This window comes from Streptomyces endophyticus, from assembly GCF_035798155.1.
Taxonomy (GTDB): Bacteria; Actinomycetota; Actinomycetes; order Streptomycetales; family Streptomycetaceae; genus Streptomyces; species Streptomyces endophyticus.
The window spans coordinates 68,804-89,207 of record NZ_JAOZYC010000093.1 but is presented as its reverse complement, the minus strand read 5'-3'; the positions used below and the strand labels follow the sequence as shown (position 1 = coordinate 89,207).

At 70.6% G+C, this 20,404-nt stretch carries 20 protein-coding genes; 13 read left to right on the top strand and 7 right to left on the bottom strand.

All coding sequences use genetic code 11. From position 1 onward, the window contains the following. The first annotated feature begins 25 nt into the window (after window positions 1–25). The 6 genes from OKJ99_RS12000 (at window position 26) to OKJ99_RS11975 (ending at window position 6,544) form a co-directional block, all read left to right on the top strand. Window positions 26–1,426 carry a GntT/GntP/DsdX family permease gene (locus OKJ99_RS12000; RefSeq protein ID WP_326015985.1) on the top strand — a complete coding sequence of 467 codons (1,401 nt, stop codon included), beginning with the start codon at window positions 26–28 and terminating at the stop codon, window positions 1,424–1,426. A 115-nt stretch (window positions 1,427–1,541) separates the two neighbouring features. Continuing rightward, window positions 1,542–2,480, top strand: coding sequence for an NAD(P)-dependent oxidoreductase (locus tag OKJ99_RS11995; RefSeq protein WP_326015984.1), 939 nt, complete (start codon window positions 1,542–1,544; stop codon window positions 2,478–2,480). A 183-nt stretch (window positions 2,481–2,663) separates the two neighbouring features. Further along, window positions 2,664–3,308 (top strand): GntR family transcriptional regulator, encoded by a 645-nt coding sequence (locus OKJ99_RS11990; RefSeq protein ID WP_326015982.1) that lies wholly within the window; start codon window positions 2,664–2,666, stop codon window positions 3,306–3,308. A 226-nt stretch (window positions 3,309–3,534) separates the two neighbouring features. Further along, window positions 3,535–4,557 (top strand): LacI family DNA-binding transcriptional regulator, encoded by a 1,023-nt coding sequence (locus OKJ99_RS11985; RefSeq protein ID WP_326015981.1) that lies wholly within the window; start codon window positions 3,535–3,537, stop codon window positions 4,555–4,557. Window positions 4,558–4,607: 50 nt separating this feature from the next. Beyond that, window positions 4,608–5,066 carry an RpiB/LacA/LacB family sugar-phosphate isomerase gene (locus OKJ99_RS11980; protein WP_326015979.1) on the top strand — a complete coding sequence of 153 codons (459 nt, stop codon included), beginning with the start codon at window positions 4,608–4,610 and terminating at the stop codon, window positions 5,064–5,066. A gap of 122 nt (window positions 5,067–5,188) precedes the next feature. Next, complete coding sequence (locus tag OKJ99_RS11975) at window positions 5,189–6,544, top strand: MFS transporter (protein WP_326015978.1); 1,356 nt, start codon at window positions 5,189–5,191, stop codon at window positions 6,542–6,544. Window positions 6,545–6,560: 16 nt separating this feature from the next. Here the strand turns inward: OKJ99_RS11975 and OKJ99_RS11970 are convergent, their stop codons facing one another. Then, window positions 6,561–7,079 (bottom strand): MarR family winged helix-turn-helix transcriptional regulator, encoded by a 519-nt coding sequence (locus tag OKJ99_RS11970; protein ID WP_326015977.1) that lies wholly within the window; start codon window positions 7,077–7,079, stop codon window positions 6,561–6,563. Window positions 7,080–7,155: 76 nt separating this feature from the next. On the opposite strand from OKJ99_RS11970, the gene OKJ99_RS11965 reads away from it, so the two are divergent. Continuing rightward, a complete protein-coding gene (locus OKJ99_RS11965; protein ID WP_326015976.1) occupies window positions 7,156–8,091 on the top strand; it encodes a DMT family transporter in 936 nt (311 codons plus the stop codon). Between the two features lie 16 nt (window positions 8,092–8,107). Here OKJ99_RS11965 and OKJ99_RS11960 read toward each other — a convergent pair whose 3' ends face one another. Continuing rightward, the gene (locus OKJ99_RS11960) at window positions 8,108–8,644 is read right to left on the bottom strand and encodes a TetR/AcrR family transcriptional regulator (RefSeq protein ID WP_326015975.1); all 537 of its coding nucleotides are present in this window, start codon (window positions 8,642–8,644) and stop codon (window positions 8,108–8,110) included. A gap of 67 nt (window positions 8,645–8,711) precedes the next feature. Here OKJ99_RS11960 and OKJ99_RS11955 point away from each other — a divergent pair, with 67 nt between their 5' ends. Beyond that, window positions 8,712–9,770 carry an aldo/keto reductase gene (locus tag OKJ99_RS11955; protein ID WP_326015973.1) on the top strand — a complete coding sequence of 353 codons (1,059 nt, stop codon included), beginning with the start codon at window positions 8,712–8,714 and terminating at the stop codon, window positions 9,768–9,770. 46 nt (window positions 9,771–9,816) lie between these two features. On the opposite strand, the gene OKJ99_RS11950 is transcribed toward OKJ99_RS11955, so the two are convergent. Continuing rightward, entirely contained in the window at window positions 9,817–10,836 is a 1,020-nt protein-coding gene (locus OKJ99_RS11950; protein WP_326015972.1) for a LacI family DNA-binding transcriptional regulator, read from the bottom strand. Window positions 10,837–11,019: 183 nt separating this feature from the next. Here OKJ99_RS11950 and OKJ99_RS11945 point away from each other — a divergent pair, with 183 nt between their 5' ends. Both OKJ99_RS11945 and OKJ99_RS11940 read left to right on the top strand, forming a co-directional pair. Continuing rightward, window positions 11,020–11,901, top strand: coding sequence for a phytanoyl-CoA dioxygenase family protein (locus OKJ99_RS11945; protein WP_326015970.1), 882 nt, complete (start codon window positions 11,020–11,022; stop codon window positions 11,899–11,901). Beyond that, the gene (locus OKJ99_RS11940) at window positions 11,894–13,321 is read left to right on the top strand and encodes a sugar porter family MFS transporter (RefSeq protein WP_326015969.1); all 1,428 of its coding nucleotides are present in this window, start codon (window positions 11,894–11,896) and stop codon (window positions 13,319–13,321) included. The genes OKJ99_RS11945 and OKJ99_RS11940 overlap by 8 nt, the downstream gene beginning before the upstream one ends. Before the next feature lie 22 nt (window positions 13,322–13,343). On the opposite strand, the gene OKJ99_RS11935 is transcribed toward OKJ99_RS11940, so the two are convergent. Together OKJ99_RS11935 and OKJ99_RS11930 are read right to left on the bottom strand one after the other, a co-directional pair. Beyond that, window positions 13,344–13,871, bottom strand: a complete 528-nt coding sequence (locus OKJ99_RS11935; RefSeq protein ID WP_326016238.1) for a GNAT family N-acetyltransferase — start codon at window positions 13,869–13,871, stop codon at window positions 13,344–13,346. Window positions 13,872–14,069: 198 nt separating this feature from the next. Further along, on the bottom strand, window positions 14,070–17,264 hold the full coding sequence (locus OKJ99_RS11930) for a glycosyl hydrolase (protein ID WP_326015968.1): 3,195 nt from the start codon (window positions 17,262–17,264) through the stop codon (window positions 14,070–14,072). Window positions 17,265–17,608: 344 nt separating this feature from the next. Here OKJ99_RS11930 and OKJ99_RS11925 point away from each other — a divergent pair, with 344 nt between their 5' ends. The 3 genes from OKJ99_RS11925 to OKJ99_RS11915 all read left to right on the top strand — a co-directional run bounded on the left by OKJ99_RS11925 (window position 17,609) and on the right by OKJ99_RS11915 (window position 18,413). Continuing rightward, entirely contained in the window at window positions 17,609–17,815 is a 207-nt protein-coding gene (locus OKJ99_RS11925; RefSeq protein WP_326015967.1) for a hypothetical protein, read from the top strand. A gap of 92 nt (window positions 17,816–17,907) precedes the next feature. Next, entirely contained in the window at window positions 17,908–18,105 is a 198-nt protein-coding gene (locus OKJ99_RS11920) for a YlcI/YnfO family protein (protein ID WP_326015965.1), read from the top strand. Further along, entirely contained in the window at window positions 18,102–18,413 is a 312-nt protein-coding gene (locus OKJ99_RS11915; protein ID WP_326015964.1) for a hypothetical protein, read from the top strand. The genes OKJ99_RS11920 and OKJ99_RS11915 overlap by 4 nt, the downstream gene beginning before the upstream one ends. A gap of 1,080 nt (window positions 18,414–19,493) precedes the next feature. Here OKJ99_RS11915 and OKJ99_RS11905 read toward each other — a convergent pair. Together OKJ99_RS11905 and OKJ99_RS11900 are read right to left on the bottom strand one after the other, a co-directional pair. After that, complete coding sequence (locus OKJ99_RS11905; protein WP_326015962.1) at window positions 19,494–19,937, bottom strand: DUF2267 domain-containing protein; 444 nt, start codon at window positions 19,935–19,937, stop codon at window positions 19,494–19,496. Between the two features lie 50 nt (window positions 19,938–19,987). Next, window positions 19,988–20,383 (bottom strand): DUF2267 domain-containing protein, encoded by a 396-nt coding sequence (locus OKJ99_RS11900; RefSeq protein ID WP_326015961.1) that lies wholly within the window; start codon window positions 20,381–20,383, stop codon window positions 19,988–19,990. Between the last annotated feature and the right edge of the window lie 21 nt (window positions 20,384–20,404).

Genomic DNA, 20,404 nt, shown 5'->3' with positions numbered 1-20,404 from the left:
TACAACGACGTAAGGACAACCCCGCATGCTGGCCCCGCTCGCCGTGCCACTGGCGGCCGCACCCTGGACCGGGCACGACACACGGCTCATCACCATGGTGGCCGTCGCCATCGCCGTGATCGTCTCGCTCATCACGCTCTTCGACTTCCATCCCTTCATCGCCCTGATCGCCGGGTCCCTCGTGCTGGGCGTCGGCTCCGGCAGTGAACTGGCCAAAGTCGTCGAGTCGTTCAGTACCGGCATGGGCGACACCCTCGGTTCCACCGGCGCGTTGATCGCTCTCGGCGCGATCCTCGGCAAACTGCTCGCGGACTCCGGAGGCGTCGACCGCATCGTCGACACCATCGGCTCACGCTCGGGACCCCGCGTCCTCCCGTGGTCCATGGCACTGATCGCCGCGATCATCGGCCTGCCCATGTTCTTCGAGGTCGGCCTCGTGCTGCTGATCCCGATCATCGTGGTCATGGCCAAGCGCACCCATACGCCCCTGGTCCTGCTGGCCGTGCCGGCCCTGGCCGGACTCGGCACGCTGCACGCGTTCGTGCCGCCGCACCCGGGACCGCTCGTCGCGGTCAGCGCGCTCAAGGCCGACATCGGCACGACGCTCGGGCTCGGCCTCGTCGCCGCGATCCCCACGGTCATCGTCGCGGGCCCGCTGTACGCGAAGTTCATCGCCCGGCACGTACGCACCGAGGCGCCCGCCGAACTGGTGAAGGCCCTGATGACCGCCCGCGAGACGGACGGTACGCAGGCCCGCACCCCCGGATTCGGCACCTCGCTCGGCGCGATAGCCCTGCCGGTCGTCCTGATGCTCGCCAAGTCGATCGCCGACATCGCCTTCCCCGGCGACGCCTGGTACAACCACGTGCTCGACTTCCTCGGCACACCGCTCGTGGCGATGTTCCTCGCCGTGCTCGTCGCCATGGCCGTCTTCGGCTGGGGACTCGGCCGGAGCAAGGCCGAGGTGCGCACCATCGTCACGGCGGGGCTGCCTGCCGTCGCCGGCATCCTCCTCATCGTCGGCGCGGGCGGCGGCTTCAAGCAGCTGATCGTGGACACCGGCGTCGCGGACGCCATCGGCAAGGCGGCCGCGGAGGCACACATGCCGACCCTGGTCCTCGGCTGGGTGCTGGCCGTCCTGATCCGGCTCGCCACCGGCTCCGCGACCGTCGCCACCACGGCCGCCGCCGGCATCATGGCACCCATGGCGGCGGGCGCCCCGCCGGTGGAGGCGTCCCTCATCGCACTCGCCGTCGGCGCGGGATCGCTGTTCTTCTCGCACGTCAACGACGCCGGATTCTGGCTGTCGAAGGAGTACTTCGGCATGAGCGTCGCCCAGAACATCAAGACATGGTCCGTCCTCTCGACGATCGTCGCCGTGATGGGCCTGGCCATGTCGCTCCTCATGTACGCCGTCCTCGTCTGACACCGCGACGGCCGCGACCCCTGTCACCGGGGGTCGGGGCCGACGCCCACCTGACGCGGAGAGAAACTGTCCCCGCGGCCCCGCCCGGCCGCAGCCCGCACGAAAGAAGCTCCTCATGTCCACTGACACCACCGCCACCACCCCTGTCACCGCGGTCCTCGGCCTCGGCGCCATGGGCCTGCCCATGGCCACCCGCCTCGCCGGTGCCTTCCCGGTCCACGCCTTCGACGTCTTCGAGGAGCGCCGCACGCTCGCCGCCGAGTCCGGCGCCACTCCCGCCACGACCCCCGCCGACGCCGCGAAGGGCGCCGACGTCGTCGTCATCGCCGTACGCGATCAGGAGCAGTTGGAGTCCTGCCTGTTCGGTGGCGGCCTCGTCGAGCAGGGTGCCGCGGACACGCTGCGCGCGGGTGCGGTCGTCGTCGTCACCTCCACCGTGGGTGTCGACGCCGTCCAGGCCGTGGCCGCGCGCCTCGCCGAGCAGGATGTGCACCTCGTCGACGCGCCCGTCAGCGGCGGCGCGGTGCGTGCCGGTACGGGCGACCTGCTGATCATGGTCGGTGCCGAGAACGCCGCCCTCGACACCGCCCGCCCGGTCCTGGACCGGCTCGCCTCGACCCTGCACATCGTCGGGCCGCGCACCGGCGACGGCCAGATCATGAAGACCGTCAACCAGCTGCTGTGCGGCATCCACACCGCGGCCGCCGCGGAGTCCCTCGCACTGGCCCGCGCGCTCGGCATCGACCTGGACCGCGCCGTCGACGTCCTCGGCCAGGGCGCGGCCTCCTCGTTCATGCTCGCCGACCGCGGACCGCGCATGGTCCAGCAGTACGAGGCCGCGGAGGACGGCACCGGAGGTCCCGAACTGCGGTCCCGGCTCGACATCATCCGCAAGGACATGAACATCGTGGTGTCCCTCGCCAAGAAGGCCGGAGTGGCCACCTCGGTCGCCGCCGCGGCCGACCAGCTGTACCAACTCGCCATGAGCCAGGGCCTGGGCGCACAGGACGACTCGGCACTCGTGACACTGCTCTCCCCGCGCACCGCGAAGTGAGCCGACACCGGCAGGTCCCCGCACGGGGCGGCCGCCTCCGCCGGATAAACTGACGGGCGCGGCATGGGGGCGCGTTCAGCTGGGACAACAGGCCTGAAGCAGGGGCCACATCGGAAAGAGGCGACGACGTTGGGAGCAGTCGGCAGGAAGGCCCGTCCGGAGGGGCTCGGCAGGACCGTCCTGATGGACGAGGCATATGAGGCCCTGTTGGCCCTCATCCTCGACGAGGGCCTGGATCCGGGGACGCCGCTGCGCATCGACACCATCGCCAAGGACTGGGGTGTCTCGCCGACACCCCTCCGTGAGGCGCTGGCCAAGCTGGAGCACACGGGCCTCGTGCAGCGTGTGCCACACCGCGGCTACACGGTGGCGCCGCTCCTGGACGACAGGGGGTTCCGTGAACTGATGGCGGCGCGGCTGCTCATCGAGCCCTACAGCGCGCGTCAGGCCTGCGAAGTGGACGCGGCCGCGACGACCCGGGTCCTGGCCGAGCACCACCGCGAGATGACCGCGGCGGCGGATCAGCAGGAGACGGACGACTTCCGCGTCTACCTACAGGCCGACTCCGCCTTCCATGCCGCCATCGCCGAGGCCGCGGGCAACCGCTTCCTGTCCGCGGCCATCGATCCGCTGGGAGCCCACATCCAGCGGTTCCGCCGCTTCACCGGCGGGCGCATCACCGACACCGAGGAGGCGCTCGCCGAACACTCCGCGGTGCTGCGTGCCTTCGAGGAGGGCGATGCGGCGGCGTGCGAAGCGGCGATGCGCAAGCACTTGCAGGGTGTGGCGCACCGGTCGTTCGGCCACGGCGTGGCGGATCCGGCGTAACCGGCTGCCGGGTCGGTGTTGCCGGGTCGGTCGCTCCGACCGGTCGCGGCGCGGCCGCCCGTGCGGCGGGCTCCCTGAAGCGCCCGTCTCCTGAAGAGCCCGGCCGCCCCCTGAGTCGCCCGTCTCCTGAAGAGCCCGCCCCCGAGGCGCCCGCCCCCGCCAAACCCTTGCCCCGGGCGCAGCCCGTATGCGATCTTAAAGTCATCCATGCTATGGAAACGTTTCCATGGAATCCGAGGAGGTGGAGCAACGGATGGCCACGATCAAGGACGTCGCGGCGCGGGCCGGGGTCGCGCTGGGGACCGCGTCGCGGGTGCTCAGCGGGAGCAGTCAGACCTCGGCCGATTCGCGGGCCCGAGTGCTGGCGGCGGCGGCCGAGTTGGGCTACATCGCCAACGGGCCCGCCCGTGCCCTGCGGCGTGCGCGGACCGACGTACTGGGGCTGCTCGTCTCGGACATCCGCAACCCGTTCTTCTCCGAACTGGCGCACGCCGCCGAGCAGGAGGCCCGCCGGCACGGCTACACCGTCCTGCTGGCCAACGCCAACGAGGATGCCGACCAGGCCGACGCCTACCTCCAGACCTTCGCCTCCCAGCGCATCGACGGCCTGCTGTTCGCGCCGCAGAGCACCGTCTCGCCGCAGCTCGCCGCCACGGTCGCCTCCGGCCTGCCGCTCGTCTTCCTCAACCGCACCATCGAGGGCATCGACGCGCCGATGTACGGGACGGACAACGCCCAGGGCGTCGGGCAGGTCCTCGACTGGCTGCGACGGCGCGGGCATCGCGACGTCGCCTTCATCGGGGGCCCCGACACCATCTCCACCGGCGCCGAGCGCCGCGCCGCCTACCTCGCCGGGCGCGAGCAGCACGGCATCAGCACCGACGAAGGGCTGATGGAGGCTGGTGACTTCCTCGCCGACGGGGCGGCCAAGGCCATGAACCGGGTCCTCGACCGCGGTGTCCCGTTCACCGCCGTGTTCGGCGCGAACGGCCCGACCACGCTCGGCGCCGTGCGTGCGCTGCGCGAGCGGCTCGGCGTCGAGCAGGCGGCCCGGATCGAGGTCGTGTCCGTCGACGACCTCGACTGGTTCGAGTTCGCCTCGCCGCCCATCAGCGCGGTCCGCCAGGACGCGGCGGAGATCGGCCGGCTCGGCGTACGAGGGGTCGTGGACCTCATCGCCGGGCGCGAGGCGTCGGGCCAGCGCGTCCCCACGACCTTCGTCGACCGGTCGCCCCAAGCCCAACAGTGAGTGTCCGCACGGCACTTGCGCACACTGGAATTCGAAAGGCAGGACACCACATGAGGGTCGCCCTCGGAGCGGACCACGCCGGTTTCGCGCTCAAGGACACCGTCCGGCAGGCCATCGAGGCGCTCGGGCACGACATCGTGGACTGCGGCACCCACGGCAGCGAACCCGTCGACTTCCCCGACATCACCCGCGCCACCTGCGAGCCGGTGCTCAGCGGCGCCGCCGACCGTGCCGTGCTCGTGTGCGGCACCGGACAGGGCGCCGTCATGGCCGCCAACAAGCTGCCCGGCATCCGCTGCGGCCTCGCCCACGAGCCGTACTCCGCCCATCAGTCGGTCGAGCACGACGACGCCAACGCCATCGCCATGGGCGCCTGGCTCGTGCCGCACGCGCTCGTGCCCGACATCGTCCGCGAGTTCCTGGACGCCACCTTCGACGACGATGCGGACACCCGCCGCCGCGTCGCGAAACTCAACGCCCTCGACGAGCTGACACCCACCACCGTCTGACGCACCCCCCGCCGCACCACCCCGCTCCTCCCGCACCGCACCCCACCCAACGCCCGCGCACACTCCGCGCCGCGCGTCCCCTCGGCGTACCCGCACGTGCCCCGAACCCGCAGGAGATCCCCATGTCCACCCGCACACCCGCCGGGCAGCCAAGCGTGCTCGGCTCCAAGGACCGCGTCAAAACCGCGATCGCCGCCGCCTTCGGCACCAGCGTCGAGAACTACGACTTCATCGCCTACGGCACCGCGTCCGCCCTCTACTTCGGCGCCGTCTTCTTCCCCGACAGCGACCGCTTCGTCGGCACACTGCTCTCCTTCGCCACGCTCGCGGTCGGCTTCGTCATGCGCCCGCTCGGCGGTGCCGTCGGCGGCTACTTCGCCGACAAGTTCGGCCGCAAGCCCGTCCTCGTGGCCGCGATGATCGTCATGGGTGCGGCCACCTTCCTCATCGGCACGCTCCCCACGTACGAACAGGTGGGTGTGCTCGCCCCGATCCTGCTCACCGTGATCCGCATGGTGCAGGGCCTCGCGTTCGGCGCCGAATGGGGCGGGGCGATCACCATGGCGTACGAGCACGCGCCCTGGCACCGGCGCGGCATGTTCGCCGCGATACCCCAGTCGGGCAACCCACTTGGCATCGCCCTGGCCAGCGGTGTGTTCGCCTGGAGTTCCACGCTGGAGGGCAGCTGGCAGTGGCGGACCCCGTTCCTGGTGAGCGCCGTCCTCGTGATCGCCGCGCTGATCGTGCGCTCGCGGCTCTCGGAATCCCCCGAGTTCCAGGAGGCCCGGGCCGAAGGGAAGACGGAGAAGAATCCCTTCCTGGCGACGCTGTCGGGGGACTGGCGCGGCATCCTGCGGGTCATCGCGCTGCGTGTCGTCGAGTCCTTCGCCTACTACTCCACAGCGACCTACCTGCTCAGTTACATCACCGACCACCACCCCGACCTGCGGCCCGTCGCCCTGGGCGCGATCACCGTCGCCAGCGTCCTGGCCATCGGTGTCACCTTCCTGGCCGGCGCGCTCACCGACCGCATCGGACGCCGACCCATCTACATCGCCGGGTGCACGGCGGCCATCCTCTTCGCGTTCCCCATGTACCTGCTCACCAACTCCGCCCAACCCGCCCTGGTCGTCACGGTGTTCATCATCGGCATCGGCCTCATCCACGCCTCGCTCACCGGCACCCAGGGCTCCCTGCTCACCGAGCAGTTCCGCACCGCGACGCGCACGTCGGGCGCCTCGCTGGGCTACCAGGTCGCGGCGGCCATCGGCGGCTTCGCGCCGCTGCTCGCCGCCGTCCTCGTGGGCGCCTTCGGCTGGCCGGGCGCGGCGCTCCTCTACCTCGGCGCGGCGGTGATCGGGCTCGTCGGCATCCTGGTCACGAAGGAGACCTGGGGCCGCGCCGAGCGCGAGCGGGTACGCGGCCTCGTCGCCGAGGAACTGGGCGCGGCGCCGACCCCCGCGTCCCCGGTGGCCTGAGTTCCCGGCGGGCGCGCTACGGCGTCGGCGGCTCCAACTGCGCGAGCCACGAGGTCAGGAGGTGTTCCAGGGCCGCGGCCTCGGACGGGGGCAGCGCGGCGAGCAGCCGGTGTTCGTTGCGGATGTGGTCCGTGAACGCCCGGTCGAAGAGGGCGCGGCCCGCGTCGGTGAGGGCGACGACCCGGCCGCGTCCGTCACCCGTGGCGCGGCGCCGGGCGACCAGGCCCGCGCGTTCCAGGCGGTCGATGCGCTTGGAGATGGCGCCGGTGGTGACCATGGTGTGTGCGGCCAGTTCGCCGGGAGCGCGCTCGAAGGGGGCGCCCGCGCGGCGCAGGGCCGCCAGTACGTCGAACTCGCCCTCGCTGAGGTCGTATCGGCCGTAGACCGTGCACAGCTCCTGCGTGAGCAGCGTCGCGATCCGGTGCAGCCGGCCGATGACACCCTGCGGCGCAACGTCGAGGTCCGGGCGTTCTTGACGCCAGGCGGCCTGGATGCGGGCGACGTGATCCATGTGAGCCGTGCCGGGATGAGCCATGTCCGCGTGATTCCTGTCCGCGTGATTCCTGTCCGCACTGGACGGGTTATCTTCCATGGAAGCTATATTACCTTCCATGGAAACTACGTACCGGTGGGGCGCCGTCGCGGCGCTCGCCCCGGTGGCCTGGGGCGCCAACTACTTCGTCACCCATCAGTACCTCCCGGCCGACAGTCCCTGGTGGGGCGCCGCGCTGCGGGCCCTGCCGGCGGGATGTCTGCTGCTGGCCCTGTCCCGCAGACTCCCGCGGGGCGCCTGGTGGTGGAAGTCCGCGGTGCTCGGGCTGCTCAACACCAGTGCGTTCTTCCTGCTCGTCTACCTCGCCGCCCACCTGCTGACCACGGCGACCGCCTCGACGCTGATGGCGCTGTCACCGGCGGCCCTGATGCTCAGCGCGTGGGCCCTGCTGTCCGAACGGCCACGGGTGGCGCCGATGGCCGGTGCCGCGATCGGGTTGGGCGGTGTGGTGCTGATGCTGGCCGGCCAGGCCGGTGCGCCCAGCGTTCCCGGCCTGCTCGCCTCGGCGGGGGCCCTCGCCTCGTCCTCGGTCGGCTACGCGCTGTCCAAGCGCTGGGGTACGGGGGCCGGGGTCCTGGCCAGTACGGCGTGGCAACTCACGTTCGGGGGAGTGCTGTTGCTCGTCGCGGCCCTTGTCTTCGAGGGCGGGCCCCCGCCGCTCACCGCCCCCGGCGCGGCGGCCCTCGCCTACACGGCCCTGATCGCCACGGCTCTCGCGTTCGTCGCGTGGCTCACCGGCCTGCGTCACCTGCCCGCCGCCACGGTCGGCCTCATCGGGCTGCTCAACCCGGTCACCGGCGTGGCCCTCGGTGTCGCACTCGGAGGCGAGCCCCTCGGTGTGCCCCAGGCGGCGGGCATGGCCCTGGTCCTGGCCGGCATCGCGCTGGGCCGACCGGGAGGCGGACGAACCAACTCCCAGTCCACGACTCGGAGTTCTACGACTGGGACCTCTGCAACTGGGACTTCTGAAACCAGGAGTTCTACGACTCCGTGACCTACGACTCCGTGACCTACGGCTCGGTGATCGCGACCAGAGCCTCCGTGAACGGGGCGGGGTCGACGTCGCCCCGTACGGCGAGTTGCTGACTGTAGCCCTGGCAGAGGGCCACGAAGGCCTCGGCGATCCGGCCCGCGCGCGCGGGGTCGCCGTCCGGCAGCAGCGCGACGACCGCCGCGCGCAGTTCGCCGAGCTGGCGGTCGACGAGCGCGGCGAGGCTCGGCGAGACGGCGGCCTCGGCGTAGATCTGGGCGACCAGTCGGGCGTGGCCCTCCTCGCGCGCAAGGGTGCGGATGTGCTCAAGGAAGTCCTGGACGGCCTCGGCGGTCAGCTCCGCGGGGAACGCCTGGCTCGACTGTTCGCAGATCGCGGCGACGATCTCGTCCTTGCCCTTGAAGTACCGGTAGATCGCCCCGGTGGAGAGCCCGGAGGCCCTGACGATGTCGGGCATGGACGTCCGTGCGAAGCCGTCGGTGGCGAAGCGGGCGCGGGCGGCGTCGATGATCTGCTGACGGCGGGCGTCGAGGTGGGCCTGACTGACCTTCGGCATAAGAGAATGACCATTCGTTTTACGTGTTAGTGTCGTCGACCGTACCGCAGAATCCGAGGAGGATCCCATGCGTTACCAGACTTTCGGACGACACAGTGGCCTACGGGTGTCGGAATACGTGCTGGGCACGGCCAACTTCGGCTCGGCTCCGGCCGCGGCCGGGGTGGAGGGGGCCAGAGCGATCTTCGAGTCGTTCGTGGCGGCCGGCGGCACCACCTTCGACGTCTCGAACATCTACCAGAACGGCGAGGCCGAGACCGTTCTCGGCGAGTTGCTGGGCCGCGAGCGCGACGACTACGTCGTGATCACCAAATACAGCGGGACCCGAAGCGCCCAGGTCCGCCCCGGCACCACGGGCAACAGCCGCAAGACGATGATCCGGTCCCTGGAGGAGAGCCTGCGGCGGCTGGGGACCGACTACGTCGATGTCTTCATGCCGCACATTCCCGACGGGGTGACCCCGCTGCCGGAGATCATGGCCGCCTTCGAGGATCTGATCCGGGCGGGCAAGATCCGCTACGGCGGACTGTCGAACTTCCCGGCCTGGCGGGTGGCGGGCGCCGCCGTCAGGTCGGAGCTGAGCGGGCGCATGCCGTTGGTCGGCATCCAGAGCGAGTACAGCCTGGCCGAACGCTCCGCGGAACGAGAGCTCTTGCCGATGGCCGAGGCGCACGGACTGGGCGTTGTCCTCTACTCACCGCTGGCCGGCGGCCTGTTGACCGGGAAGTACCGTCACGGCGAAGAGGGCCGACTCAGTGCGCGGGCCGCGGCCGGCGGTACCCCCGGCGAGGGCAGTGAGCAGCGCACCGTCGTGCTCGACGCCGTCCTCGCCGTGGCCGAAGAGCTGGGGACGGGCCCGGTCCAGGTCGCACTGGCCTGGCTGCGTCAGCGCGCGGCGCGGGCCCGGACCTCGCTGCTCCCCATCGTGGGACCCCGCACACCGGCCCACCTGGCGGGCTACCTCGACGCCCTGAACGTCGAACTCGCCCCGCACCACTACCAGAAGCTGGACGAGGTCAGCGCGATCCGGTTCGGCGCCCCGCACGAGGACGTGGCCGCGGCGCTCGCCCACGGCACCGACGGCGACCGGAGCCTCCTCGACGACCCGGTCGTCCCGGTGGTCTGACACACCGACCGGCGGTCCCGGGGTCGGGGCTCGGGCCGCTTTCGCCTCACGCCGTCCCCCGCACGACCAGCCGGTGAGGAACCGTCAGATCCTGTGCGGGCACGGCGTTGTCGGGGCTGTATATGCGGTCGGCCAGGCACTGCAGGGAGCGCAGCGCGATCTGATGCTTGTCCGGCGCGATCGTGGTCAGCGGGGGATGGCTGTAGCGCCCGTCCTCGATGTCGTCGAAGCCGACGACCGCGATGTCCTCCGGCACCCGCAGCCCTCGCTGATGGGCCATGTGCAGCGCGCCCAGGGCGAGTTCGTCGCTGAAGGCGAACACCGCGTCCGGACGCTCGGGTCCGTCGAGCAGTTCGGTCATGGCGCGGGCGCCGTCCGCCCGGTGGAGCGCGGCGACCGGCCGTTGCAGGGCCTCGGCGGGGCGAGGGTGGCCGGCCCGCTCCAGTGCCCGGTGGTAGCCCTGCGCGCGTTGCTGCGCCGTGCCGTTCTGCAGGTGCGGCTGCAGGCCGATCGCGGCGATGCGCCGGCGGCCGATGCGGAGAAGGTGGGTGGTGGCGTCGTCGGCGGCGGCGACGTTGTCCACGGCGACGCGGTCCAGGGTGCCGCGCGGGCTGCGCTCGCCGAGCAGGACGAGCGGGACCGCCGGGGCGGTGGTGGCGGCGAGTTCGGTCAGCTCGGCCGGGTCCAGTGCCCAGGGGCTGATGATGAGTCCGTCGACCACGCGGCCGCCGCCGCGCGTGAGCAGTCGGCGCTCGGCGTCGGCGTCGCCGCGGGTCTGGTCGATCACTACAGTCCAGGAGCGGCGCTGCGCCTCCTCGACGAGCAGGCCCGCGAGTTCACTGAAGTAAGGGGAGTGCAGTTCGGGGATGGCCAGGCCGATGATCCCGGTGCGGCCCGCGCGCAGGCTGCGTGCGGCCAGGTTGGGCCGGTAGCCCAACTCCTCGATGACTTCCTGCACGCGCTGTCGGGTCTCGGCGGCCACCGTCGCGGATCCGCTGACGACGTTCGACACCGTGCGCACGGAGACCCCGGCCCGTGCGGCCACATCCTTCAGACGGCTGCTCACCGGCTCATCCTTTCACGCGGCCCGCGTGGCACCCGAGGTGCGTGGCTGCCGTGGTCGTGGCGCCAAGCCCGCGCTGATCGGCACCGACCCGTTGTCTCGAAATTCCTTGCCAGAAGGGTATTGCAACGTTGCATGCAGCGATGCAAACCTGTGTGCGGAAGTTCTGCTTGCAAGGAGGCAAGGATGGCTGTGCACGCTTCGACCGGCGTCGTATCTCCCGGAGGCGCATTCCCCGGCGTCGTTCCCGCCGAGCTCGACATCGACGTGTCCGGGGATGTCGAGAACCTGTACACCGACGGCATCACCGCGCGGAAGGGCGCCTTCACCGTCGAGTGGGCGGACCGGCTGCGCGAGGACATCGAGACGGCCTACGAAGAGGCGCGCGACCGACCCGGCGGCGCCGTGGGCCGCGGACCGAACCGCTACTACGTCGAGATCCACCCCGAACAGCTGCGCGGCTTCGTCGACCTGGTCGACCACCCCTGGGTGCGCTCGGTGGCCACCGCCGCACTCGGCCCCGACTACCGCATCGTCGAACTCGGCTTCGACGTACCGCTGGAGGGCGCCGTCAACCAGCCCTGGCACCGCGACTTCCCCATCCCGGACGAGACCCGCACCGAACGGCGCCTGACCTCCCTCGCGTTCAACGTCACCGGCGTCGACACGAAGGAGGACATGGGCCCCTTCGAGATCGCCCCCGGCACCCAGTGGGACGACGAACCCGACTTCGAGCACGGCATGTTCCCGCCCCGCGAGCACTACGCCCGCTACGAGGGGCGCGCCGTACGCAAGTACCCGCAGCGCGGCGACATCTCGGCCCGCACCGCACTCACCATCCACCGGGGCACCAAGAACGAGTCGGCCACCTCCCGGCCGGTGCTGATCCTCGGCATCGACGGCCCCGAAGCCACCAACGGCGACCGGCACGACACCGCCGTCACCCGGGCCTACTGGGAGGCGCTGCCCGAGCGCGTGCGCCGCCACCTCGACTGCCAGGTCGTCGACGAACTGACGCCGGTCACGCAGAAGCACACCATCGAAGGTCTGGTCATGGGCGATGCCTGAGCCGACCGCGGTGGCCGCGCGGCCACCGGAGAAGGACAGCGGCAAGGGGCGCACCCCCGGCCTTGTCTACGCCGTCGCCGCCGTCTCGGCCCTGGGCGGTCTGCTCTTCGGGTACGACACCGGCATCATCTCCGGCGCCCTGCTCCACCTCCGTGACGACCTCGACCTGAGCTCGCGCGAACAGGAGATCGTGGTCAGCGTCATCCTCCTCGGGGCGATGGTCGGCGCCGTCGTCTCGGGCCGCGCCGCCGTCCGGCACGGACGCCGCAGAGTGGTCGCCGCCGTCGCGGTGATCTTCGCCCTGGGGGCGGTCGCGGCCGCGCTGGCACCCGGGGTGGCGACACTGATCGCCGCCCGCTTCGTGCTGGGCCTCGCGGTGGGCGGCGCGTCCAACATGGTGCCGGTCTACATCGCCGAACTGTCCCCGCCTGCGATCCGCGGCCGCCTGATGGTCGTCTTCCAGCTCATGGTCGCCATCGGCCAGCTCATCGCCTACGTATGCGGATGGGCGCTGAACGACAGCGGAGGCTGGCGGGTGATGTTCGCTCTCGCCGTCGTCCCGGCCGCGGCGCTGGCGATCGGGATGGCCTTCCTGCCCGAAAGCCCCCGCTGGCTGATCGAGAACGGCCGGACCGAAGCGGCGTTGCGCACGCTCGGGCGGCTGCGTCCCGCGGGCACGGATGTCGCGGCCGAGGCGGCGGAGATCACGGCCGTCACGGCCAGCGCCCCCGCGCACGGCGGCAGTTGGCGGAGTCTGGGGCAGCGCTGGCTGCGGCCCGCCCTGCTGATCGCCGTGGGCATCGCCGCGTTCTCGCAGCTGACCGGCATCAACGCGATCGTCTACTACGCGCCCACGATCCTGGCCGACGCCGGATTCGGTGACTCGGTGGCCCTCCTCACGGGCATCGGCATCGGCACGATGCTCGTCGTGGCCGGAGTGGTGGGCGCCATCGCCGTCGACAAGACCGGCCGCCGCCGCACGATCCTGTGGTTCCTGCCGGGTTCCGCGCTGGCGATGACCGTCCTCGCGCTCGCCTTCGGCGTCCTCGGGGACTCCGCCACCCAGCGCTGGACCGTGATCATCGCGCTGTTCGCCTACATCCTGTTCAACGGTGTCGGCATGCAGGCCGTCGTCTGGCTCATCGGCCCGGAGATCCTGCCGCTGAGCGTCCGCGGCCAAGCCACCAGCCTGGCAACGGTCTGCCTGTGGGGCTTCGACCTGCTCATCGCCATGACCGCCCTGACCGCGATCAACACCATCGGCCGCTCCGGCACGTTCCTCTTCTACGCGCTGATGAACGTGGCCTGCATCGCCTTCGTCGCCGTGAAGGTGCCGGAGACCAAGGGGCGTTCACTGGAAAGCATCGAACAGGCACTGCACAGCCCGCTGCCGTTCCGGAAGGCGCTGGAAGAACGGTGAGAGGTGCGCGGCCGTGCCCGGCTCAGCGCAGGTCGAGCAGCATCACGTCATGGAGGTCCACGGCCGCCTGGCCTCCCGGTCGGCCCTGTCCGATCTTGCGGTATCCCCACGAGCGGTAGGCGGCCCGCGCCGCCCCGCTCGCCGGGTGGACGTTCAACAGCACCCGCTCGGCGGCGATGCCGTCGAGCAGCAGCGTGTGCAGACTCCGTGCGACCCCCTGTCCGCGCCATGCGCCGCGCACCGCGAGTTCCATGAGCCCGAAGGTGCGCTGCCCGTCCTCGCGCCGCATGTCGTCGGACACGGGCTCGGTGAGCTCGTCCCACCACACCGCGTCGGGCGGGAGCGGGTGGCCGTACGCCATGCCGATCGGCTCGCCGTCCTCGGTACGGGCCAGGACGGCGCGGAAGCCGCGGTAGCCCGCCCGGGCCGGGAAGCGGCGGAAGGCGGCGTCGACGTCGTGCGCGGACTCGTGGAACGGGGGACCGGCGAACGCCTCGGCGTAGACCAGCTTGAACGCGCCCTCGGCCTGTACCGCCGCGACCCCGTCCATGCGCTCCGCCGTGATGCGACCGTGCTGCGTGGTGTGTGTCGTGTACGCGCCTCTTTGGCGGTCATCAGTGGCATCCGGCATGCACCACACCGTGCAGTGCCGCGGGACCACGCACAGCCGAAGTGCCGCGATCGTTACGCGATGTCGCGCGGCGGCGACCACTGGTCCCGCCAGTGGCCGCCGCCGGTCAGTCGCCGGTCAGCCGGCGGACACGTCCGCCACGGTGTACGGCACGACCGACACATCGCCGGTCAGGCCGTAGTCCTGCGGCCCGCCCTGTGTCTCGTAGCCGCGCTGGAGCAGGCGGTTGGTGAGGGTCGTCGCGACGATGACCTCGACCGTGTTCTCGCCGTCCTCGCGCAGCAGGTCCGAGATGTCGACCTGAAGGGTGCGAAGGTCGAGCCCGGGCGCCTGTCGGCCGTTGACGAGGACGCGGGCCTGGTCGCCGTTGGTCGAACCGATGCGCAGGTACGCGCCGTTGGCCTTGGTCCAGCCGCGCGGGAGCCGGAACGTCGTCTCGTACGTGCCGATGCCGGAGACGTGTGCCATCGACGGGTCGTCGCCCGCGAGCCGCGACAGCTGCGCGTCCGTCGCCGGGAGGTCCTTCCACGGCACGAGCCGGCTGTCGGGGAAGGACAGCTCCGTCTTCTTGGTGGTGTAGTACACCTCCTTCGTCTCGTGGCCGAACTTGGTCTCGGTGTTGACCTTGCGGTCGCCCTCGTTCCAGTCCTGGACGGTGATGTCCCAGCGTTCGAGCGGTATCGGCTCGGGCACCCGCACGCGGCTACGTGCCTTGCGCCCATCGCTCAGCGTGGTGGTGTACGTGCCGCCGCGGGTGGCCAGGATGGACATCCGCGCCCCGTCCTCGATGACCCGGTCCGCCGTGGTGGTGACCGCGTGCGTGCGCGGGGCGCGGTCCTTGAGGTCGAGCGTGATGACGGCGGCCTCGCCGGGCTTCAGCGACAGCTCGACGTCCGTGCGCCCACCGCTGACGTCATAGGCGCCCACCGGCTCGATGGCCCCCGTCCAGGCGTCGATGGTGTGCGGCTTGCCCCGCGCCGCCATGGAGAGGGTGAAGGCGGTGGCGTCCTTGCCCTTGTTCTTCTCGAACTTGAAGTTGTAGGCGAAGGTGTAGAGGACGTTCGCCTTCTCGTCGAGCCGGGAGATCGTCATGATCGTGTCGTTCGGCGCGGCGTAGGCGACCCGCGGTGCGACGCCGAGCTTCTTCAGCGCCGCGAGGGCGTCAGCGGCTTGCTCGACCTCGGCGACATTGCGCAACGCCTTGATGCGGGCGACGACCCGGCCCAGCTCCTCCTCGTCGTCCTGCACGAACCGCGTCGTCGAGGCGGCCTTCTCGTACGCGACCTCGGGCCCCTCGTGGGACCTGATCTCGGAGGTGTTGTTGACGAACAGCACCGGAAGCCCGCCCTTGGCGATCGCCAACAGCCGTTTGGCGGCGGAGAGTTCAAGCGAGTCCTGGTACAGGATGACGGCCTGGTAGCCCGGCCCGTCCGGCTGCAGCTCGTCCCGAGTCCACCGGACGTTCCCCTCGTCCTCCAGGAGCTGCGGAGAGAAGTAGTCGTAGGTGTAACCGGCGTGCTGCAACGCGAGATCGCGCCAGAAGTACGGCTTGTCGTTCATGAAATAGCTGTTCTCGGCAGGCGTGTTGGCGCGCGGCTGGCCGTAGGAGATGAACGCGTTGTCCGTTCTGAGGATCGCGATGTCCCGGCGCGGCTTGCCCTGCCGCAGCACCTTCTGGATGCGGCCGAGCATCTCGGTCCACTCCGGGTACATCATCGACGCCGGCTGACGGCCGCCGAACCGCTCGGAGAAGAACGAGTACATGCCTTCGTGTCCGGGCCAGTGGGTGTCCGCCTCGGAGCCCTCGATGGCCGAATAGCCGTGGAACACCGTGCGGTTGACGCCTCCCGCGAACTGCAGATAGGCGATCCGCGTCCAGTAGTCCATGTCGTAGTAGTAGTTGTGGCCGCCGACGGCGCCGGTCTCGCTGGAGAAGGGGCGGCCGTACATGTGCGCCGACCCGAGCATGCCGCGGTAGACGTCGAGGTCACCGTTCTGCGCGAACGTCTCCGTCTCCACGCCGTCGAGGTACTTCGCGGGCGTGGAGATCTCGTACACCATCCCGTACGACGGCTCGGCACGGAGCTTCATGCCGAGTCCGTGGAGCCACGCCTGCAGCGGCTTCAGGACGTTCTCCTCGTAGAGCTCGGAGAACGTCTGGTTGGCATCGTTGCGGATCTTCTGTACGCGGGCGGTGTCCGCGTCCCGCGCGACGGCATAGTCGAACTCCGGTGGTGTGCTGGAGTCGTGGCGCGTCTTGTCCCAGGAAATGACCGGGAGGTACGGCGTCACGTCGTAGCCGCGCCGCGTACGGAACTCGTCCTTGAAGTGATGGCCCCACAGCACACCTGCCGCGCCGTAGCTGGCGAGCTCCAGGGAGTCCATGTAGATCTCGCCGCGGCCGTTCCGCCGCATGGTGTCCTTCAGTTCGGGCGTGAGGGCATTCGCTTCCCAGTAGTCCTTGAGCGCGTCGATGCCGTACCGGTCGACGTAGTTGATCGTGTAGTTCTTGCTGGTCGAGGGCTCGAAGATCTCGCCGGTGCCGTGCATCCAGTAGACGAAGAGGGCGTACCGGCCGTCGTCCGGGGCCGTCCAGTTCAGCGAGTACGTGTCGCCGTCCCGCACGACCTTGTCGGAGAGGTCGGTGAGCGAGCCGAAGTCGAGCTCCCCGGTGCCGGTGCCCTGGCCGTACCCGGGCGCCTGGCCGCTGTCGGCGCGGGGCTTGGTGACCCTCGCCGCGACGACTCCCTCGAATACGTTCTCCTTCGAGTCCGCCGACTGCTTCGGCTTCACGGCACGCGGCAGCGCGCCGTCGAACGCCTCACCGGAGTCCAACAGCACGGTGGCGTAGTCGAGTTCCTTCGAGGCCGCCTTGTTGTCGTAGTCGAAGGTGGCACCGCCCCACGTGAACGTGTCGGGGAGGTTGGCCGTCGCCCAGTGCGTCCCGCTGGTCAGGCTGAAGCCGAGCCCGCGCGCCGTGGCCTCCTCGATCACGAGCCGGGAGTCGTGCGTCCACTCGTCCGAGCCCCAGCCGTAGGTCTTGTCGTCCGCGCCCTCCTCCGGCATGGCGAGGAACTCCGCGGCGCCGAAGCCGAGATCGGCGATCTGCTTGACGTTCCCCCGCAGCGTGGCATCCGTGTTCAGCCCTTCGGCCAGCCACCACCGCACCTCGGGCCGGAACTCGATCCCGACGCCGCCGTACGCCTGCCGCATCCGGTCGGCGAAGGCGTACGCGGAGCCGGAGCCGGGCCCGGCGGCCGCAGCGGTAGCGGCACGGGCTGCGGGCAGGGACCCGAGGGGCCCGGTCGCCACGGCCCCCAGGACGGCGGCGGTCCCTGTCAGGACGCTCCTTCTACTGATCACGATGACCTCGCAGCGTAGGTGAATCGATTTAAGCGGACGGTATGGGTGGGGCTGCGGGGCGTCAATGAGGTGGGCAGGAGTTTCCGGTGCGCGGAGGGAAGTTGGGTGCGTGCGTGTGTACTTGGCGGTGTGGGGAAGGTCGGCGCGATGTGAATTGAACGCTTTCAATCGCCGGGTGGTGAGCGGTCGAGCAGAGGAAACCGGCTGCCGCCGGACTGTGCCCATTCGGTGAGGGCGGGATAACGGTTCGGGCAGGTGTGCACCCTTGCGTGGCGAAGTGTCGTTTCCCCGGTATGAGCAACATCGTGCGCGCCGAGGAACTGGCCGAGCTGACCGATCCGTACTGGCTCGATTCACCCGTGCTCGGGCACGGGCGGACCGCCTGTGAGTGCGAAGACTCCGAACCGTCGTGGGGCCGGGCGGGGGCTCTGCGCCTTGTTCTCGTCGGCTTGGCGAGCGGGCTGATCGTCGTGGGGCTCGCCGTGGCCCTCATGGAGTAGACCGGTTGATCCCGAACGTCGCGCCGGGGCCGCCGCCTCGGGATCACCGCAACCAGGTGACGCCACCACATTCCGGTGGCTAATGTGGTGCCATGTCGACTACCGCGATGACGCTCCGCGTCCCCGACGAGCTCGCTCCCTCGATCAAGCAGGCCGCGGATGCGGCGGGCCTGAGTGTGAACGCGTATGTGGTGCGCGCCGCGCGCCGGGCCGCGACGCTGGACGCGGCCCGCCAGCTCGCCGGGCTCGGCCTCGGTCAGGATCTCGCGGGTGAGGGCGACGCCCTGTGAGTACGGAGATCAAGCGTGGGGAGGTCTGGACGCTCACGGACGGCCGTGACGTGCTGATCGTCTCCCTGACCGGGCTCGACGAGGCGTTCGGTGCCGTCCTCGCGATCGTGCTGCACCCGGCCGGGCGCTACCCGGACACCGCGATGTCCGTTGAGATCACCGAGCCGGTCCACCGCACCGCCGTCGCCATGAACATTCAGCAGCTCCACGTCGCCGGCCGTTTCAAGGACGCCACGCTGCGTGGCGACATCGGCCCCGACGCGATGAACCGCGTCAGTGCGGCCCTCCGCGCCGTCCAGGACCTCTGACCCCCGGCGCCCGCCCCCGCGCCCGCATTGGCCAGATTCTTTCACCCCATGGCCGTCTGGCCACTGACGCCGTACGGCGACGGAGGGGCTCTGCCCCTTGCGCTTGCCGGTGGGGATGAACAAGTCGGGCTGGATCTGCTCGACGGACTGACCCAGTGCCCGCCTGCGGAGCACGGTGTGCAGCATATCGTCGGTGATGACAGGTGGCCGGCCGCCGTGCTTGCCCTTGCGGGCCGCGGTGTCGAGCCCCTCCAGCGTCGACTCCCGGATGTTCTCCCGCTCCGTCTCCGCCATCGCGGCGAAGAACGCGAACAGCAGCTTCCCCGGGGCTCGTGGGGTCGTAGACGCCGGGCAGGGGTCCGGCGAGCATCTCCAGGACCAGGCCGTGGGCGGTGAGGTGGTCGGCGAGCACGGTGAGTTCGGCGGCGTCGCGGCCGAGCCGCTTCATCTCGTACACGGTGAAGAGGACACGACAGTGCGGGGCGTACGCCTTGACCTCCCGCGCCGTCCTCAACGCCCCTTCGAAGCGGGGGCGGACCCGGACGTGGGTGCTGATCTTCTCGCTGAAGATCTTGCCGCGCGAGCGGCAGGGCGAGTCGGGCTGTGCGCCGCACTTCGGACAGGCGTGCTGTTCGACGTCGTCCACGTCCGACCGGTCGGTTGGGGAAGAGTGCTGAGGGGCCGTCATGGGCCCGGGTTTTCGCACAATGCAAGTCTCAGAGGGGGGCCCGAGCCGGTTTTGAGTGAGAACGGGTTCTGAGAACCGATCGGGGATCGGCGGGGGTTCGGCAGCCTGTTGTCGATCTCGCTCGGGCAAAGGACCGTTTCTGAGAATCACCGCGCGCGGCGGTCATCACGCACAGCTACACGTCGGCCGGGCGACAGTGAGCGATCCCCGAGCTCGCGCATCAGCGCGCCCTGCTCGTCCGGGGGGATCGCGACGAGGAGCGGCCGACGGGGCCGGGATGGTGACAGCAGGGACGGAAGTCCCCCATCGCGCGGATCGGGGACTTCACCAAGCGAGCCGACCGGAGAGATCGGGGGCGGGCCCTGTTGCGGTCCTGGGGGCCGGGTGCCCGTTTACGTGGCCGGGGTGAGTTCGGCTTGGCCGAACAGCAGGGCCCAGCCGGTGGGGAGCTGGTGGAGGATGCGGGTGATCAGTTCGGGGTCGGCGTGGGCGGCGACGGCCGCGAAGACGGAGCCGGTGTCCCAGCGGGTGGTGGCCAGGGAGGCGCCGGAGCGGGCGGCGAGGTCCTTGACGAAGGCCCATCCGGTCAGCGGCTGAGTGTCGGGGATTTGCGCGGTCAGCACGCGAGCGGCCTCCCGGGGCAGGCAGCGCGCCAGGTCGACGCGTTCGTCGCCGATCAGCTGGCGTCCCAGCCCCGAAAGGACCAGGCGGACGGCTTCGTCGGCTCGCTCGCGGGTGGGGTAGGCGCCTTCGTAGCGGACCTTATCCAGCATCTGCCCGTACGCCGCCGTGTACGGCTGTTGGTGCTCAAGCGGTACGCGCACGTCGGTGATCACTGCGGTGGATGCCTTTCGTGGAGCGGTGGTGCCGTACGCGGCACCGATGGTCAGGTGGGTTGGGGGCGGCCGAAGAGCAGGTCGTAGTCGACGGGGAGTTGGATCAGGATCTGGCCCAGCAGGTCGTCACCGGCGGTGTCGGCGACCGTGGACAGCACGGCGCTGACGTCCCAGGTCGCGGTCTGCTCGGTGGCGCCCTCGATCCAGGCCGCGGTCGCCCGCACGAACCGCTCCGTCGACAGCGGTTCGGCGCTCTGCAGCGGGTTGAGCAGGATCAGGGCGAAGCCCTCCGGCAGGCGGGCTGCCAGCTGGGCGCGGACCTCTCCGACCAGGTGCGCGCCGAGCAGGGCGAGCACCACACGGGCCGCGCGCTCGGCTTCCTCCACCGTGCCGTACCCGCCGCGTTCCTTGACGTGGTCGAGGAACGCTTCGCGTCGCAGAGTCATCTCGGCCGCCACCCCTTCTTG

What these genes read in the sequence shown, in the direction of transcription:
- OKJ99_RS11980 (WP_326015979.1), top strand. Translation starts at nt 4,608, where the DNA reads ATGAGGGTCGCCCTCGGAGCGGACCACGCCGGTTTCGCGCTCAAGGAC.
- OKJ99_RS11995 (WP_326015984.1), top strand. Translation starts at nt 1,542, where the DNA reads ATGTCCACTGACACCACCGCCACCACCCCTGTCACCGCGGTCCTCGGC.
- OKJ99_RS11955 (WP_326015973.1), top strand. Translation starts at nt 8,712, where the DNA reads ATGCGTTACCAGACTTTCGGACGACACAGTGGCCTACGGGTGTCGGAA.
- OKJ99_RS11970 (WP_326015977.1), bottom strand. Translation starts at nt 7,079, where the DNA reads ATGGCTCATCCCGGCACGGCTCACATGGATCACGTCGCCCGCATCCAG.
- OKJ99_RS11990 (WP_326015982.1), top strand. Translation starts at nt 2,664, where the DNA reads ATGGACGAGGCATATGAGGCCCTGTTGGCCCTCATCCTCGACGAGGGC.
- OKJ99_RS12000 (WP_326015985.1), top strand. Translation starts at nt 26, where the DNA reads ATGCTGGCCCCGCTCGCCGTGCCACTGGCGGCCGCACCCTGGACCGGG.
- OKJ99_RS11900 (WP_326015961.1), bottom strand. Translation starts at nt 20,383, where the DNA reads ATGACTCTGCGACGCGAAGCGTTCCTCGACCACGTCAAGGAACGCGGC.
- OKJ99_RS11940 (WP_326015969.1), top strand. Translation starts at nt 11,894, where the DNA reads ATGCCTGAGCCGACCGCGGTGGCCGCGCGGCCACCGGAGAAGGACAGC.
- OKJ99_RS11925 (WP_326015967.1), top strand. Translation starts at nt 17,609, where the DNA reads ATGAGCAACATCGTGCGCGCCGAGGAACTGGCCGAGCTGACCGATCCG.
- OKJ99_RS11985 (WP_326015981.1), top strand. Translation starts at nt 3,535, where the DNA reads ATGGAATCCGAGGAGGTGGAGCAACGGATGGCCACGATCAAGGACGTC.
- OKJ99_RS11975 (WP_326015978.1), top strand. Translation starts at nt 5,189, where the DNA reads ATGTCCACCCGCACACCCGCCGGGCAGCCAAGCGTGCTCGGCTCCAAG.
- OKJ99_RS11935 (WP_326016238.1), bottom strand. Translation starts at nt 13,871, where the DNA reads ATGGACGGGGTCGCGGCGGTACAGGCCGAGGGCGCGTTCAAGCTGGTC.
- OKJ99_RS11965 (WP_326015976.1), top strand. Translation starts at nt 7,156, where the DNA reads ATGGAAACTACGTACCGGTGGGGCGCCGTCGCGGCGCTCGCCCCGGTG.
- OKJ99_RS11945 (WP_326015970.1), top strand. Translation starts at nt 11,020, where the DNA reads ATGGCTGTGCACGCTTCGACCGGCGTCGTATCTCCCGGAGGCGCATTC.
- OKJ99_RS11960 (WP_326015975.1), bottom strand. Translation starts at nt 8,644, where the DNA reads ATGCCGAAGGTCAGTCAGGCCCACCTCGACGCCCGCCGTCAGCAGATC.
- OKJ99_RS11920 (WP_326015965.1), top strand. Translation starts at nt 17,908, where the DNA reads ATGTCGACTACCGCGATGACGCTCCGCGTCCCCGACGAGCTCGCTCCC.